Genomic DNA, 16,037 nt, shown 5'->3' with positions numbered 1-16,037 from the left:
TTCGATCAGGTCCGCATCTTGTGGCCACAGCCGGTGCAGAATTTAGCCTTTGCGGCTAGAACCCGTCCGCATTCGGGGCATTCCACTTTATCCGGCGGGGGTTCAGCCCCTTCCATGGCGCTGCTATTGCCGGGTTTTCCACCTGCGCCATGCGCGACGCCTGTGGCGCCAGACATGCCTGCCTTCAGGATGTCCAGCTCATGCTGGCGGCTGGCTTCACGCTCTTCGGTTGCGCCCTTGATGAGCTCTTTCATCATCTGCATGGAGTCTTCGGAATTATTGGTCTTGGCGCGCGCCTGTTCTTTAAGCACTTCGGCCACATCTGCGGAGAGGCCGGCATTGATGGCCAGGATTTGTTCGGGCGTCATTTGAGAGCCCGCAGTCAACTGTGCTGTGCGGCTTTCCATGTCTGCCCGCATCTTGGCGAGTTCATTGTCTGTCGTGCTTTTGTCACGTCGGATGTCACGGTCGATATCCCGGTCAGCTGCATCGGCTTCGATTTCCATGATGGAGCGCAGGTTCTTGGCCGACTGCTCCTGGGCAATCCGAGCTAGTTCCATTTCCATCCGCTCTGAGCGTTCGCGGAGCTCAATATCGGTCATGATGCCGAGTTTCTTCATCTGGGCCACATGCTGGGCGTCCAACATCTCGATGGATCGCTCGGAAGCGCGCAGACGTCCGGCCTCATTGGTCAGATCGGTGACATGGCTCGCTTCGGCGATGTCATTTTCCATCTTTGCGGCGCGCTCGGTCCGTAGCACTTCAATCTCATGCGCCAGCGCCTCCATTTCCTGACGACGCGTGGCGGCCTCACGGGCATCAATGAAGCTGATCTCGCTTTGCAGAACCATGTGCGCAAGTTCGTCCTCACTGGCGCTCTGGATCTTGGCCATGTCGACCGAGGCGTTCAGCTTGACTTCTGTGGCATCAGACTGGCGTTCAACCTCGCGCTTCAGCAATTGCAGCTGATAGTCCATGGCCTCTTGCTGGCGTTCAATTTGCGCCTTTTTAAAGGCTTCTCGCTCGACCGCGTTCATAGCCCATTGCACGGAGACGGCGTTCACCAGCACGCCTATGTCTCCGCCGACACGTTCGGCTTCCTGCATCATGTCGGCTTGAATCTTGTCCTGCAGGCCGGTCTCGCCGCGAATGTCGGCGGCGTCCATGCGCCCGACGATGGCCTCCATCACGCGATCAGAGAAGTGCGGTGCGATACGGTCCAGAACATCAATGCGTGACAACGCCTTGCGACCTGTTACGGGCATATCGCCCGTGGTCTTGTCGGTCTGCTTGCGTGTCACTCCGCCCATCAGGCCCAGAATATTGGATGGCTTTTCGGGGTTCAGTTGCAGTTCCAGCGTGGCCAGGCCGGCAATCTCAACATTGTCCCGCGAGAAAGCCTTGACCGGCAACTGAACCTGAAATGGCTTCAAGTCTGCCAGCATGATGGCGATATGGGTCGATCCTCCGACGACACCTTTAAGGGCGGTAGCCAGTCCGCCAACGGAGAAATGTGCACCTTTGAACGTGTCGATCAGTTCACCATTGCGGAAGAGAAGTGCGGCAAAGTCCGGCGGTGTGGCAAAGCGCTTTTCGAAAAAGGCCTTGAATTCACTTTCGCGGACAAATTCCGCCAGCAGGTTGGGATCTGTGAGGACAAGTGGGTTCGAGGCCATGGATCAGCCCTCCTTCTGTGCCGGCTTGGCGAAATAGGCGTAGATGCGTGCGAGAATGACGATGACGCAGACAGAGAATGCGATCGGATGGGTCTGGATGATCGCGATCAGGCGCTCTGCGGTGGAGTATTCTTCCATCATGTCGCCCATACGGGTGACGGTGAAAATTGAGCCGTAGATAATGGAAACAATGGTGAAGAGCGACATGATCAGCGCGACAATGCCTGACAGACGTTGCAGCAGTCCGACCTTGCCGCGCTGACGTCTGGCCTCGGCCTTCCTTTCGGCAATGTCACGCTCGTCGAGCTCTTTCTCAAAGGCCTCCCCACGCTTGATCGCCTCGGCGCGTGCCTTGTGATCCACGTTTAGAAAATCAGGCTGGACCTTCCGGCTCTTCTCGGCAGAGTTTACAGGCGTCAGGTTTGAGGCATGGCGTCGCCACAGGACAAACACCGTGATGCCTAGCCAGATACCCGCTGCCGCCATGGTCAGATTGAACATCAGGTCAATGAACGGCCAGGCTTCTGGCGGAATTTGGTTCAACGTTTCTTGCATCACGGGCCTCATAAATTCGGTCTCGTAATGGAAGGCGTCAGACTGTCGCCGAACGGGTCACGGGGGACAAAATTTTTTGAAAATGCTCCTATGCCTTGTGAGATCGGGGTTTTTGAGACAAGTTTGCCCGGGGAGGTGCGTAATGAGCACTGAAGAAAACCTGTCAGCCAAACAGCTGCTGGATGCCTGGAGGGACGGGGACATAGGTGCCCGTGACCGGCTCTTCACGCAATTATACTCTGAATTGCGCCTCATCTCTGCTGCCTTGATCCGTTCGGAAAGCAATCTCTCCCTATCCAGCGGAGATTTAGTGAATGAAGCTGTCATTCGTCTGATGCGACTTGACCAGATTGAATGGGCCGACAAGGCGCATTTCCTCGCGCTCGCAGCTCGCGCCATGAGACGTGTACTGATTGATCATGCTCGAAAGAAGAATTCAGACAAGCGTCAGCACAGGAAAGTAACCCTTGTCTCCAAAGTGGCGGGCAAGGGCGCGGAGCGTCTGGAGGTCGATCAGTTGGAAAAGGCCTTGATCCGCCTGAGTGTGATTGATCCGGACAAAGCAGAAATCGTTGAGCTTCGCTATTTCGGAGGCATGACCCTGGAAGAGATCGCAGAAGTGAAGGCCATCTCCGAATCCACTGTGAAGCGCAATTGGAGGGTCGCCCGGGCCTGGTTGCTGGATTCCCTGAAAGAGGATTGGCAGGATGAGCACAGAATCTCTTGAGCGCGCGGCGCTGGAACTGCTCTCGCGTGCTCTGGATGTCGTATCGGCTGAGCGTGCCGAATGGGTGCGCCAGCAGGCGGGAGACAATCATGCCCTTGCAGACCGTGTTCTGGCCATGCTTGCGGCAGAAGGGGCAGGCTCCGGACGGTTCAGAACGGGGGGGGCCGGCGGGGACATTGTAGAGCCCGCAGCGCCTAAACGCGTTGGCGCTTACCAAATCACCAGTGTCATCGGCCAGGGTGGTATGGGCGCGGTCTATAAGGGCGTGCGCATTTCCGGGAACTTCGATCACACAGTCGCGATAAAGATCATCCGGCCCGGTGTCTTGTCAGATGCCTTGATTGACCGGTTCCTGCGGGAACGGCAGACGCTGGCCGCCCTCAACCATCCCAACATTGCCCGTCTCTATGATGGCGGGGAGATGGAGGATGGTGCGCCTTATATCGTGATGGAATATGTGGACGGGCAGCCGATACTGGATTGGGTGGCTGAGGAAAGTACCCCGCTATCGGAACGCCTGCGCATGTTTCTAGACCTCTGCCATGCCGTTCATTATGCGCACCAGAATTTGGTCATCCATCGGGACATCACGCCTTCAAACGTTCTGGTGACGCAGGATGGCCAGGTCAAGCTGATTGATTTCGGCATTTCCCGCCCCCAGGAAGACAGGGCGGAGCACGTATTGGCGGCAGGGGGCTCAGCGAAACCCAGCCTTAGCTACACGCCAGGTTACGCCGCACCTGAGCGCAGCCAGGGAGCCAGCGCCAACACCCTGTCTGATATTTATTCTCTTGGGAAGTTGCTTCAGGATCTGATCGGTCCTGAGAGTCAGACCGCAGACCTTCAGGCGATCATTGCCATGGCGACGGCAACGGCACCGGAAGACAGGTATGCTTCCGTGGATGCCTTGATTGAGGATATCCAGAACTATCTGTCCGGGCGGGCCGTGAATGCGCACGGGGCAGGCGGGCTTTATCGTTTCGGCAAATTCGTCGGCCGGCACAGTATCAGTGTGGCGGCGGGGGTGGTTGTCTTTCTTGGCCTGAGTGCGGCTCTCGCGGCGACCTATGTTCAGTATACCCGTGCAGAAAAGGCGCTTGGTGTCGCCAATACGCGTTTTGCCGAAGCCCGCGAGCTGAGCCAGTCGCTCGTCTATGATGTCTATGACTCTATTTCCCGCGTTTCCGGCACCATGGAGCCGCGTCAGGCGCTGGCGAACGTTGTGCGTGATTATGTGAACGACCTTTCTGTGGATGAAGACGCCCCGGATGATGTGATGTTCGAAGTCGGCATCATCAAATCGCGGCTTTCGGATCTTTATGGCGGCGTCGGCATGGCCAATCTGGGCGACACGGATACTTCCTACGCCCTGCTGAAAGACGCGGAGTCCACGCTGGAGGCGTTGCTGCAGCGTGACCCTCAGGATACTGCCACCATGGCAGAACTCGTCATGGTGCTGAGGAGTGTCACCATGCAGAATCTGAATTACCGGCATGATATTGAAGCGGCTGAGGTGGCCAACCGAAAAGCTCTTGCCCTCGCGCAGCGCGGGGTAGCGATTGGCGATGCGAATGAGCGCACTTTGCTGCGCCATGTCTGGAGCTGCCGAACGGACGCGCTCCAGATCATGCTGAGCAAAGGAGAGAGTGAAGCAGCACTGGAAAGCGTGCGGCAATGGCGCAAGGAATTGACGCCGGAGATGTTTGCCCAGTTGGGCGGTGGGGAGGAAATGGCAGCCTATCTGGCCATCCAGGAGGCGGAATTCTTGACGCAACTGCAACGCGGCGAGGAAGCTGTTGAGCCGTTGCAATATGCCATCTCATTCCGGGAGCAGGCGCTGAAAGATAGCCCTAAAAACTACTATCAGATGACGCAGTTAATGGTGGCTCTCGGGGAAATGTCGACTGCCCTGCGGCAGACGCCTGGTAAGGCAGAGAGCCTTGAATATGCAGATAAAGCTGTCGCGCTCGCACGTCAGATACAGGAGGCAGACCCGCAGGATGCAGGCGGGCCGGAAGGCCTCTCCTCCATGTTGATGAAGAAAGCCGACACCCTTGTCACCCTGCAGGATTATCAGGCGGCAAAGGCCGCCCTGGAAGAAGCGACCGCGCTCTCGATCAGTCTTGTTCAACAGTTCCCGGATGATCTGTTTTATGAATCGCTTCTCTTCATGGCGCTTGACCATTCTGTCGAGACGGATCTAGCCATGAATGGCTGGGAAACGCTTTGGTCTTGTGAGCTTCTGAAGAAGGCTGCGCAAACCGTGCCGATCCGGGAGAAGCTGTCTGATCCCGACTCCGCACATGATCTGGACGAGCTTTCGACCCTGACGGATCAGGCGTGTCTGCCCTAATCAGGCGTAAATGAAGCTGGGCTCTCCATGGCATGTCAGGCAGACGGCGGTCAGGCGTCCCCCATAGACTGCGCCGGTATCGACATTGATGCGGCGCGAGATGTCGCCCTCTACATCCGGAAAGAAGTCATCCGTCGGAGTATGTCCGTGCACGACAGTGTGCGCATAGAGTTCCGGATTGTCCCAGTTCTCTGTCCGAAAAAAGGTTGAGGCCCGTGTCCACAACCGTCTGCCAGGGCGGCAATTCGGATACTCTCTTGTGTCGACACCCGCATGAACAAAGATCAGCTTCTGCTCGTCCTTGACATAAATATCCGGCAGGCTTTCCAGCCAGGCTAGGTGAGAGTGTGGCACGCCTTCCAGCCCCATCTTCTGATAACTCTCCAACGTTTGCTTGCCGCCATTGCGCAGCCACATGTCGCGCGCGCTGATGTCATCCGAATCATGCCCCTCGATCATGATCTGCTCATGGTTTCCACGCAGGCATATGATACGGCTTGGATCCGCTGCCTGGCATTCCATCAGGAAGGCCAGCGTACCCGCACTGTCCGGACCTCTGTCGACATAGTCGCCAAGATGCACGATCCTATAGTCATACTGCGCGTATAGCCTTTCGTGGCGGACATGGATCGCGTCATGCAGGCGTTTCAGCCGGTCGCTTTCGCCATGCACATCCCCGATCGCGTAATAGACGGGCGGGCGAGACGTATCTGCCTTGTCAACTGATGAGTCTCTCGCCGACACCAAAATCTCTCCGTGCTGCAACAATACTGATGATTGGTCCCGCCAGAACATCCAGCAGGCACATTATCAGTAACAGAAAGAACACGGATGTTGAAAACCCTGGAAACAGCAGGAAAGCCACAACACAGAAAACCAGTAATAGCATGGACAAGGCATGGTTCACGATTGCGTCGGACCGTGTGCTGGCAGATTTAATGATTTCCACGAACAGGCAGATCAGCCCGATGAATAGGACAAAATCCCCCAAGGTGAGCACCCAGGGTGTAGACATAATCATCGGTATGCGAAACATCACCTTCGTCAAGCGTTCGTCGGCACCACCAGAGAAAATGATCACGCCCAGATACAGCATAAGGGGCAGGAACAGTGAAGGGGCGTAGATGATGGCTTTGCGCATGGTTGGTCTCCAGCCGGGCAGGATTGCGTCCATGGCATTTCGGCCCACAGACTCTGTTACCTCTAGAAGCGTGGAAATGCGCCAAAACAGGTCAGTCCATCAGGCCGGTTATGAATGCCCGTATTCCGGCCAGGCTGGTTGGCTCATCCAGCGCAGGAGTGTGGCCCCGGCCTGAAATGGTCAGCAAGCTGCTGCCCTTGTGCCGACGATGCATGCGCTGGGCGGTCTTGTCGGACAGGATATCGGACGTCTCACCGCGAATAATCAGCAGAGGAATGCCCTTCATCACGCCAAATAGGCGCCACATGGCGAAATTGGTTTTCCAGTCCGGTTTGGTCGCGCCCATTCCCTGCACAATAGCCGGATCATAGTCAAAGACGATGCTGCCATCATCGGCTTCTCTACAGGTGCGTTTGGCAAACGCCATCCAGTCGTCTGCGCCATAGTCCGGATAGACCGAAGCCTGTGTCCGTCCTATGGCAGCGGCAGCCTCCACCCAGCTGCGGAAAGTTTCATTGCCGCCAGCATAGCTGGCGATGCGTTGCAGACCTGCGGGCTCGACGACTGGACCCACATCATTCAGGATAATCCCTCGGATCTTTTCCGGCATCACCTTCGCCATGATCATGGACATCAGGCCGCCCATGCTGGTGCCGGCCAGCACCAAATTCTCCAGGTTCAGCTTTTTGGTCAGCGCGGCCATGTCCTGCACGTAGACAGGCGGCAGATAGCCTTCGGTTGAGGCGGCGCGGTCTGATTTCCCGCGTCCGCGCACATCCACCGCGATGAACCGCACTGGCAGGTTCAGGCCGGCAATCATCGGCTCGAAATCCTTGTGGTTGCGGGTCAGGCCATGCATGCACAGCACCGTCAGCGCAGCATCTTTCGGCCCATAGTCCGCCGCATAGAGGTTCAATCCGTCAGCGGATGTCCAATAGACATCCCGCTTTGACGGCAAGGCCTGTTGCGGGGGCGGCGTCGTTTGCATCAGACTGCCTCCGCCGCGCGCTTGGCATCACGCGCATAGGTGAAGCCTGCCATGAACAGGAAGACGACGCTCAGCGCATTGAAGCCCAGCATCAGCTCCAGCGCAGACTTAAGGGGCGTCTCATTGCCTTGCGCTGCAAAATACTCGCTCAGATAGCCAACAATGCTCGGGCCGCCGCCAATCCCGATAAAGGTCAGGCAGAACAACATGAAGGCAGAGGCAAAAGCTCGCATACGAAGACCGACCAGTTCCTGCGATGCAGTGTAGGCGATGCTGGCATAGATCAAGCCGATGAAGGCCGGCACGACATTCCACGCATAGGCCATGTTCAGCGTATCGGCCTGAAGGAACATCCAGGCAAAGGGCAGGGCCAGCGCTGCACAGACGGCAATCATCCAGGGGCGCCAGGCCAGATTATTTGCTGAGAGCCGGTCACAGACACGGCCCAGCATAATCGCGCCCACACTGCCCACACCGCCAATCAGCAGGCCGAGCGGAATGGCAATGTCACTCGGGCCCACCTGGTAGGTGCGCTGTAGATGGCTGGGTGTCCAGGCGAGGAAAGCGTTTGCGGAGATACAGATCAGGCAACAACCCGCCAGCATCCAGAGAAAAGATGTCTGCCCTCCGATGAAGCGGATCGTCTCGCCAAGGGTGGAGGCTTCGCCTTCATCGCTGCGCTGTTCGATGGCACCGCGTTTTGGTTCGCGAATGGTCAGCCACACAATTACGGACAGGATGAGGCCCGGAATGCCCGCGACGAAAAAGGCCGTGCGCCATCCAAAATATTTGTAGACATAGCCGCCAATGGCAAAGCCTGCGAGTACGCCAAGGCCGATCCCTGCCGTGTAGATGCCCAGTGCAAAGGCGCGCTCTTTCGGAGCGTAGAGATCAGAGATGATGGAGGTCGCGGGCGGTGTGCCGCCAGCTTCACCCACGCCGACGCCCATGCGCGCGATCAGCAATTGCCAGTAATTTTGCGCGATGCCGGAGAGCGCCGTCATGCCGGACCATAGCGCCAGTGCAATGGCCAGAATGTTCTTCCGGTTTCCCCGGTCGGCCCACATCGCAATCGGAATGCCGAATGTCGCGTAGAAAGCCGCAAACACAAAACCAGTCAACAGCCCGATCCGTCCGTCAGATATGTCGAGATCTTCCTTGATCGGTTCGATCAGGATCAGAAGGATTTGCCGATCAATATGGTTGAATGTGTACACCAGCGTCAGCAAGCCCAGCACATAGGCGCGCGAGGCATTGCGGGGTGACTGGAGGGCATGTGTCGGGGGGGTAATGTCCGCGCTCATCAGTTCAGATCCTTTGGAGCAGTCCGGAAGGCAGCGATGCCCTTGGGCAGCGCCAGCAGAAAGGGATGACTGGCAGGCGCGGGAGGACACACCCGCCAGTCCTGAGTTCGACGGCTAAGATCAGAACTCGTATGAGATCGAGGCCGTCACAGTGCGCGGCGGCCCGTAGAAAGCGGAATAGGCGCTGTCTGCCCCTAATTGGCTTGGCGTGACGAAGTTATACGCGGCGACACGGTATTCCTCGTCCGTCAAATTTCGGCCATGGATGCCGAATTTCAGTTTCTCGGAAGGTGAAGTCCAGACAAGGCTCAGATCCAGCAGTGTATAGGAATCCGGGTCCAGGGCAGGTCCGCCGAGCGGGAAGATAACATTTGTGCCCGGATCAAATCCTTCATTCGGCACGTTGAAGAGATAGTACTCGTCACGATAGGAGGCTGATCCCGTGATGGACAGGGCGCCGAAATCCGGTCCGAAATCCTTCATATAATTCAGCGATAGCTGGCCCTGTAGTTCCGGCGTGTTTTGCGTCACGAACTGGTCTGCAATGTTCACGCCCGCCGAGATGATCTCCTTGATTTCGGCATCGATGTAGCCAAGGTTGCCCATCAGGGTAAACTCGTCGCTGATGAACCAGCTGCCCTCGATTTCCAGGCCCTTGTACTCGGAGGAGCCAGCGTTGAAGACAGACGACACGAAGGTATCATTGATGCCGTCATTATCGGAGTCCGCGCCGCTTTGTACCGTGATTTGCTGATCGGTATATTCGGCATAGAAGGCGGCTGTGTTCAGCTGCAGACGGTTGTCGAAGAAATTACCCTTCAGCCCGATCTCATAACTGTCGACCTTTTCCGGGCCGAAGCCTTCCTGTGAAAGGCCGAGAGGGTCAAGGTCTGCCCGGGCACGCGGGTCAAAGCCGCCAGCCTTGAATCCCTGTGCATAGGTCGCATACAGATTGATGTCGTCAGTCGCCTTGTAGGAGATGGAGATGCGCGGCGTGAATTCTTCATCTTCTCTGTTCAGGCCGGTATATCCAGTCTGGGTCGCCAGGAACAGGGAGGTCTGGTTATCCGTATCGAAGGAGCCGGAGCCGAGCCCCAGCCAGAGTTCACGAGTTACATCTGCCGTTGTCTCATCCTTGGTATAGCGCCCACCAAGAGACACGCTAAAGCGGTCTGTCAGATCATAGGTAAAGTCTCCGTAGAGGGAGAAATTCTCCTTGTCCTGCTTGCCGCCCTGGAACACTGTGACGCCCAGGCTGGAAAGCAGCAGGTCGAATGCGCCATCTGCGCTGCCGTCGAGATAGTAGATGCCCGCGACGCCGGAGAAGCGGGCGCCATTGTACAGCATCTGGAATTCCTGGCTGAACTGGTCATCATTATAATAGGCAGGAACGTCGAAGTCCGGCTGTGGCAGGGCATCAAAGTCAATCGGCGTTACGGTGTGCCCCTCACGATAGGCCGTGATGGATTTCAGCGTGACCGCGTCATTGACGTCCCATTCCGCGGTCAGGGAGTAGCCTTCGGTCTCGACCGAGTTGTCGTCGCCTGCGCCGCCGTGCGTGTCATAGACATTGTCCGTAACCGGCAGGGTTCCGTCAGCGCTCGGCAACAGGCGGTGGCCGTGCTTTGCATTGGAGTCATCCTGCGACTTGTCATAGGCAAGGCGCACGAAAAAATCGCTGGTCGGCTGCCATTCTGCGCTTACGCGATAGGCCAGCACATCCTTGTCATAATGTTCTGCGCCGGTGAAGAGGTTCTTGCCATAGCCGTCGCGCTGATAGCTGGCGATGGCGCCGCCAATCGCAAACTGATCGCCAATCGGGGTTGAGCCGGAAACGATCGTGTCGAGCTGGCTGTAAGAGCCGAAATTCACTTTCGCCTTCAGTTCGGGCTCGTCACTCATTTTCTTAGTGACGTATTTGATCGCGCCGCCAATCGTGTTGCGGCCATAGAGAGTGCCTTGCGGTCCGCGCAAAACCTCGATGCGGTCAATGTCGAAGATGTCTAGAATCGCGCCTTGCGGACGGGCAATATAGACGTCGTCCACATAGAGGCCAACGCCAGGCTCAAAACCCCAGAGTGGGTCTTGCTGACCGACGCCGCGAATGAATGCGATCAGCGTGGAGTTCGAGCCGCGTGCCACTTCGATCGTGGCGTTCGGGGTGGAGCGCTGGATGGATGTGATGTCGACTGCGCCGGTGGCTTCCAGCTGAGCGGAGTCAAAAGCGGAAACCGACAGTGGTACGTCGATCAGGTCTTCTTCCCGGCGTTGCGCCGTAACCGTCACGCGCCCCAGCGTACGGGCTTCTTCCTGCTCGCCGGAATCGTCCTGCGCATGGGCCATATATTGCCCCGTGGTTAGAGCAATGGCGGAAACCAGGCCGAGCTTGAGTGTATTGAAGCGATGATGTCTCAATTTATCCTCCCACGGATTTATGGCCACATATGTGTGGCATTATGGGGGGAGTATTGCTGGAAACCGCCCCGGCAGGCGATGACCCGACGGCTCAGGCGGAGTGAACATTTTCGCTCACGTGTTATTTCGCAGTAACAGGTTGGTCGCTCTTTTTCATAAAGGCGGCCGGGGAAAGGCCCCGCGATTTCTTGAAAGCGCGGGTGAAGGCGCGTACATCGGAATAGCCGAGCTTTTCCGATACCTGGGCGACGCTTTCCCCTTGTGCCAGCATCCGGCCCGCTCGCCGCGCACGGGATTCCTGAAGAATGTCTCGAAAGCTCGTATTCTCTTCACTCAGACGGCGGCGATAAGTGGCCACGCTGATGCCCAACTGGCTCGCGGCGGCCTGTTGGGTTTCATAACCGTCGGCAATCAGGTCTTCCGTCCGGGCTGTATAGGAGCGCGTATCGACCGTGGGCGACAGTTGTTCCAGATACTGGATCACCCGGTCGAACAGCCCATCCGTCGTCAGATCCACGTCACTGGCAGGGGTAATGGGCTTGCACGCGACATCGATGTCATAAACCAGTTCGTAGGCAGAGTGGCCGTAGCTGATCGGCACTTGCCAGAACCGCAGATGCTCCTTGCCGGATTCCTGCCGGTCGCGCTTCAGAACAACTCGTTTCAGCGCGCGCCCGGCCGTGCCATTGGAAATGCTCTCTAGCAGGCACTGCGTCTTGATGAGCAGGGCATCGCCAATGAAATGGGTAAGGGCGCTGTCATCGCGGAAGCGGTAGGGGAAGCTCGCATCATCCACCACCAGGGTCAGCGTTGTCTCATTCTGGCGGATGTTATTGTAATTGCCACCATGCATCATGTTGAAGTGAGAGGCTAAGCTGCGGATGGCATCCATAAGAGTGACGGCAGAGCGCATCTGCGTCACCACGAAAGGGCCGGTCTGGTAGAGCAATTTGCGCTCTGAAAGCTGCGCGGTCAAATCATCCATAAGGCGAGCGATCTCGCGCTGGATGCGGTAATAGTCGACAATTCTGACACGGGTTTGCGGCTGATTTGTGCGCCCGGCCGCATTGATGCCCAGCCGGGCAAGAATGGCGTCAATGTCCACACCTGATTTTTCCGCCCAGGAAAGGATGGGCTCAATCTGGTGTAGCTCGAAATATGCCTGGTTCAGTTCCTGCGCCATGTCCAAATCATGCCGGGACGCGATTCTGACTATTCATCACGTCCGACCAAAATCATCCGCCGCGCAGCCGGGTAAGTCCGATTGCGTCAGCGATAGAAGTTACACAATGTGTTTACCAGAGCTTCGCCAATGCCGCCACTGCAACGATAGTAAATCGTTTGGGCGTCCCGGCGGCTCTCCACCAAGCCTGCCGCGCGCAGCTTGGCCAGGTGCTGCGAGACGGCCGATTGCGACTGCCCGGTCATCTCGGCCAGCTGGTTCACGGCCAGTTCCCCGTCGCTAAGGGCACACATGATCTTCAGGCGCGTGTCGCTCGCCATCGCCTTCAGCACTTCAGAGGCTTCATGGATGCGCTCGGACATCAGCTCTAACGCATCAACACTTTTCATTTGGTGGCCTGCTGGCATCAGCTGGGTACCTCCTGTGTATCAGGCTCTATGGCCCGCGTTTTGTTTTTATCAGCCGGAATCCAGTCCGGGCCCCTCAAGGCTATATAGATCGCAGGAATGACCAAAACAGTCAGAGCTGTTGAAGACGCAAGCCCGAACAGCAGTGAAATCGCCAGTCCCTGAAAGATCGGATCGCTCAGGATCACCGCTGCGCCGATCATGGCGGCCAGCGCCGTCAGAAGGATCGGCTTGAAGCGAATCGCGCCTGCATCCAGCAGCACATCCTTCAGCGGTGTGTGGTCGTCGGTCCGGTGGCGCACGAAATCCACCAGCAGGATGGAGTTGCGCACAATAATCCCGGCGAGGGCGATAAAGCCGATCATGGAGGTTGCCGTAAAGGGGGCCCCGAACAGCCAGTGACCGATCATGATGCCGATCAGGGTCAGGGGCACAGGCGTCAGAATGATCAACGGCACGCGGAAGGTTCCGAACTGGCCGACTACCAGAATATAGATGCCGAACAGCGCAACGCCGAAGGCGAGCCCCATGTCGCGGAAGGTGACATAGGTGATCTCCCATTCACCATCCCACAACAGTGTGGTTTCGGCTTCATTGTCAGGTTGGCCATACATGCGGATGGCGGGCTGTTTCAGGCCTGCCGCGGCCCAGTCATAGGCCTTAACCTTGTCCTGGATTTCGAACATGCCATAGATCGGAGCCTCATAGCGCCCGGCAAGTTCGCCCATCACCATGTCTGCGAAATAGCCGTCACGGCGGAAGATGACTGGGGATCCCATCTCTTCCGATACGTCTACCAGCGCGCCCAGTTCCACAGGCGTCTGGCCCGTCCCCAGCGGACGTCGCGGCACCGGGATGGCGGCAAACTCCTGAGACCAGTTGCGTTCGGCCTTGGGCAGCTTCACTTGAATGTCCAGCGGATCGCGGCCTTCACCGCGCGGAGAGACGCCCACAATCTGCCCGCCAAAGGCCAGGCCGATCGTGTCCAGAATGTCCTGCTGGGCGATACCATAATCCGCCGCACTCGGCTCATTCACGGAAACCGTCATACGTGGGGCCGGGTCGCCAATCGAATCGTCCACATCAACGATGAAATCCGTCTCCTCGAAGAAGCTGCGGACAATGGCCGCCGTCTCGCGTCGTGCTTCCGGTGTCGGGCCATAGATCTCGGCCATCAGCGTCGCGATCACCGGTGGCCCTGGTGGCACTTCAACCACTTTCACGCTTGAGCCCTCCGGCATCGGTACGGCCAGTAGGCGCTGACGCAGGTCCAGAGCGATGTCATGACTCGCCCGCTTACGGTGAGACTTCTCGGACAAATTCACCTGCAGGTCGCCCAGCTCCGGGCTGTTGCGCATGAAATAGTGGCGCACCAGGCCATTGAAATTGAACGGCGCAGCCGTGCCCGCATAGGCCTGCACGGACTCGACTTCCTCGACATCTCGCATCGCATCGGCCAGTGCGAACAGGGACCGTTCGGTGTCCTCAACCGTTGCGCCTTCCGGCAGGTCCACAACCACCTGGATTTCGGATTTGTTGTCGAACGGCAGCAGCTTGACCGGCACCAGTTTGAAATAGAACAGGCTAAGCGATGACAGCGTCGTCACACCCACAATGATCAGAAAAGTCCACGCATTGCGCTTGGAGGATACGACCGGCGTCGCAATGCGGCGATAGAAACCACCCAGGCGGTTTTCGCCATGCGCAGCGCCGTCTCCGCCCTCATCGCCATGTCCGGCCAGTTTGGCTCGTCCGGCAATCTTCATGATCAGCCAGGGCGCTATGCCCACGGCGACAAAGAAAGAGAAAACCATCGCCGCCGACGCATTCGCTGGGATCGGCGCCATATAGGGCCCCATCAGTCCGGAGACGAACATCATCGGCAACAGGGCGGCGATCACGGTCATTGTGGCAATGATGGTCGGGTTGCCCACTTCGGAGACCGCATCAATGGCGGCCTGAATGCGTGTGCGTCCGTCGCGCATCGCCCAGTGCCGGGCAATGTTCTCGATCATCACAATGGCATCGTCGACCAGGATACCGATGGAGAAGATCAGCGCGAAAAGAGATACGCGGTTGATCGTATAGCCCATCATCAGCGACGCAAACAGCGTCAGCAGGATCGTCGTCGGGATCACGATCAGCGTCACCAGCGCCTCGCGCCAGCCAATGGCGAAGGCGATCAGCACAACGATGGAGACCGTCGCCAGCCCGAGATGGAACAAGAGTTCATTGGCCTTGTGATTGGCCGTCTCGCCATAGTCGCGGGTCACGTCCACACGCACACCCTCTGGGATCAGTTGCCCCTTCAGCGTGTCGACCCGCGCCAGAATGGCCTCGGCCACTTTCACCGCATTTGCGCCGGGCCGCTTGGCCAGCGCCAGCGTCACAGCGGGCCGCGCGACAAAGGCATCGTCGCCCGCATGATGTTCCAGCGTCCAGACACGCGATTCCGTTTCCGCGCCATCTACCGTCACCGTCGCGACATCGGACAGATAGACCGTGCGTCCGTTCGCGCCGCTGATTTCCAGCTTCTCCAGTTCTGCCAGCGAGTCCATCCGGTCCCCGGCCTGCACAAGCAGCGAATTGCCATCCTGCCGCGCGGTGCCAACCGGCAGCGCCGAGGCAGCCTGTCCGACAGAGGCGACCAGCGTCTGAAGCGGCACGCCATAGGAAGCCAGCGCCTGAATATCCGGCTCCACACGCATCACCAGATCGCGTCCGCCAACCAGTGAGGTCAGCCCGACATCCGGCACCTTGATCAATTCCTTTTGCAACTCATCCGCCAGCATGCGCAGGCTGGTGTCGTTCCAGAGATCCCCGGTCCAGTCCTCAGGCGACAGGGTCAGCGTCACGATCGGGACGTCATTAATGCCCCGGCCGACGACCAGCGGCATTGGTACGCCGGACGGAATGCGGTCCATATTAGCGCGGATCTTCTCGTGGATACGCAGGATGGCGTCATCCGCATCCGTACCGACATCGAATCGGGCCGTGACCATCGCGCCATCATCCCGGCTTTGGGAGTAGACATGCTCTACATCTGGGATCGCCATGACGATCTCTTCCAGCGGCTTGGACACCTGCTCCACTACATCGGGTGCCTGCAGGCCGGGTGCGGAGACCATGATGTCCACCATCGGAACGGAGATTTGCGGTTCCTCCTCACGCGGAATGGTCAGCAGGGCGATCAGCCCTACCGCCAGCGCGGTCAGCAGGAAGAGCGGCGTCAGAGGCGAGCGGATCGTCGCGCGCGTGATGGAGCCTGAAATGTCGGCTTTCATCGGA

At 58.0% G+C, this 16,037-nt stretch carries 12 protein-coding genes; 2 read left to right on the top strand and 10 right to left on the bottom strand.

Features of this window, described 5'->3' with window-relative positions:
- Positions 1-5 precede the first annotated feature (5 nt).
- Positions 6-1,676, bottom strand: coding sequence for a zinc ribbon domain-containing protein (locus tag HY2_RS04215; protein WP_034825013.1), 1,671 nt, complete (start codon positions 1,674-1,676; stop codon positions 6-8).
- Between the two features lie 3 nt (positions 1,677-1,679).
- Complete coding sequence (locus HY2_RS04210; RefSeq protein ID WP_034825011.1) at positions 1,680-2,231, bottom strand: hypothetical protein; 552 nt, start codon at positions 2,229-2,231, stop codon at positions 1,680-1,682.
- A gap of 142 nt (positions 2,232-2,373) precedes the next feature.
- Between HY2_RS04210 and HY2_RS04205 the strand changes: the two genes are divergently transcribed.
- The gene (locus tag HY2_RS04205; protein WP_034825010.1) at positions 2,374-2,958 is read left to right on the top strand and encodes a sigma-70 family RNA polymerase sigma factor; all 585 of its coding nucleotides are present in this window, start codon (positions 2,374-2,376) and stop codon (positions 2,956-2,958) included.
- Complete coding sequence (locus HY2_RS04200) at positions 2,939-5,311, top strand: serine/threonine-protein kinase (RefSeq protein ID WP_034825008.1); 2,373 nt, start codon at positions 2,939-2,941, stop codon at positions 5,309-5,311. Before HY2_RS04205 ends, HY2_RS04200 begins: the two co-directional genes overlap by 20 nt.
- Here the strand turns inward: HY2_RS04200 and HY2_RS04195 are convergent, their stop codons facing one another.
- The 8 genes from HY2_RS04195 to HY2_RS04160 all read right to left on the bottom strand — a co-directional run bounded on the left by HY2_RS04195 (position 5,312) and on the right by HY2_RS04160 (position 16,033).
- Positions 5,312-6,055 (bottom strand): metallophosphoesterase family protein, encoded by a 744-nt coding sequence (locus tag HY2_RS04195; RefSeq protein WP_051594704.1) that lies wholly within the window; start codon positions 6,053-6,055, stop codon positions 5,312-5,314.
- A complete protein-coding gene (locus HY2_RS04190; RefSeq protein WP_051594713.1) occupies positions 6,030-6,452 on the bottom strand; it encodes a hypothetical protein in 423 nt (140 codons plus the stop codon). The genes HY2_RS04195 and HY2_RS04190 overlap by 26 nt, the downstream gene beginning before the upstream one ends.
- A 91-nt stretch (positions 6,453-6,543) precedes the next feature.
- On the bottom strand, positions 6,544-7,440 hold the full coding sequence (locus HY2_RS04185) for an alpha/beta fold hydrolase (RefSeq protein WP_051594703.1): 897 nt from the start codon (positions 7,438-7,440) through the stop codon (positions 6,544-6,546).
- Positions 7,440-8,744: a spinster family MFS transporter gene (locus tag HY2_RS04180; RefSeq protein ID WP_034825006.1), complete on the bottom strand. Its 1,305-nt coding sequence runs from the start codon at positions 8,742-8,744 to the stop codon at positions 7,440-7,442. The genes HY2_RS04185 and HY2_RS04180 overlap by 1 nt, the downstream gene beginning before the upstream one ends.
- Before the next feature lie 120 nt (positions 8,745-8,864).
- Entirely contained in the window at positions 8,865-11,087 is a 2,223-nt protein-coding gene (locus HY2_RS04175; protein ID WP_051594712.1) for a TonB-dependent receptor, read from the bottom strand.
- Positions 11,088-11,280: 193 nt separating this feature from the next.
- On the bottom strand, positions 11,281-12,342 hold the full coding sequence (locus HY2_RS16620) for a helix-turn-helix domain-containing protein (protein WP_051594702.1): 1,062 nt from the start codon (positions 12,340-12,342) through the stop codon (positions 11,281-11,283).
- 86 nt (positions 12,343-12,428) lie between these two features.
- Positions 12,429-12,749: an ArsR/SmtB family transcription factor gene (locus HY2_RS04165; RefSeq protein ID WP_241762388.1), complete on the bottom strand. Its 321-nt coding sequence runs from the start codon at positions 12,747-12,749 to the stop codon at positions 12,429-12,431.
- On the bottom strand, positions 12,749-16,033 hold the full coding sequence (locus HY2_RS04160) for an efflux RND transporter permease subunit (RefSeq protein ID WP_051594701.1): 3,285 nt from the start codon (positions 16,031-16,033) through the stop codon (positions 12,749-12,751). The genes HY2_RS04165 and HY2_RS04160 overlap by 1 nt, the downstream gene beginning before the upstream one ends.
- Positions 16,034-16,037: the final 4 nt, after the last annotated feature.

The organism is Hyphomonas pacifica, from assembly GCF_000682675.1.
Lineage (GTDB): Bacteria > Pseudomonadota > Alphaproteobacteria > Caulobacterales > Hyphomonadaceae > Hyphomonas > Hyphomonas pacifica.
This window is presented reverse-complemented; position numbering and strand designations above follow the sequence as displayed.

Coding starts and splice junctions, on each gene's coding strand:
- HY2_RS04190 (WP_051594713.1), bottom strand. CDS start 6,452: ATGCGCAAAGCCATCATCTACGCCCCTTCACTGTTCCTGCCCCTTATG.
- HY2_RS04180 (WP_034825006.1), bottom strand. CDS start 8,744: ATGAGCGCGGACATTACCCCCCCGACACATGCCCTCCAGTCACCCCGC.
- HY2_RS04185 (WP_051594703.1), bottom strand. CDS start 7,440: ATGCAAACGACGCCGCCCCCGCAACAGGCCTTGCCGTCAAAGCGGGAT.
- HY2_RS04215 (WP_034825013.1), bottom strand. CDS start 1,676: ATGGCCTCGAACCCACTTGTCCTCACAGATCCCAACCTGCTGGCGGAA.
- HY2_RS04160 (WP_051594701.1), bottom strand. CDS start 16,033: ATGAAAGCCGACATTTCAGGCTCCATCACGCGCGCGACGATCCGCTCG.
- HY2_RS16620 (WP_051594702.1), bottom strand. CDS start 12,342: ATGGCGCAGGAACTGAACCAGGCATATTTCGAGCTACACCAGATTGAG.
- HY2_RS04175 (WP_051594712.1), bottom strand. CDS start 11,087: ATGGCCCATGCGCAGGACGATTCCGGCGAGCAGGAAGAAGCCCGTACG.
- HY2_RS04200 (WP_034825008.1), top strand. CDS start 2,939: ATGAGCACAGAATCTCTTGAGCGCGCGGCGCTGGAACTGCTCTCGCGT.
- HY2_RS04205 (WP_034825010.1), top strand. CDS start 2,374: ATGAGCACTGAAGAAAACCTGTCAGCCAAACAGCTGCTGGATGCCTGG.
- HY2_RS04165 (WP_241762388.1), bottom strand. CDS start 12,749: ATGCCAGCAGGCCACCAAATGAAAAGTGTTGATGCGTTAGAGCTGATG.
- HY2_RS04210 (WP_034825011.1), bottom strand. CDS start 2,231: ATGCAAGAAACGTTGAACCAAATTCCGCCAGAAGCCTGGCCGTTCATT.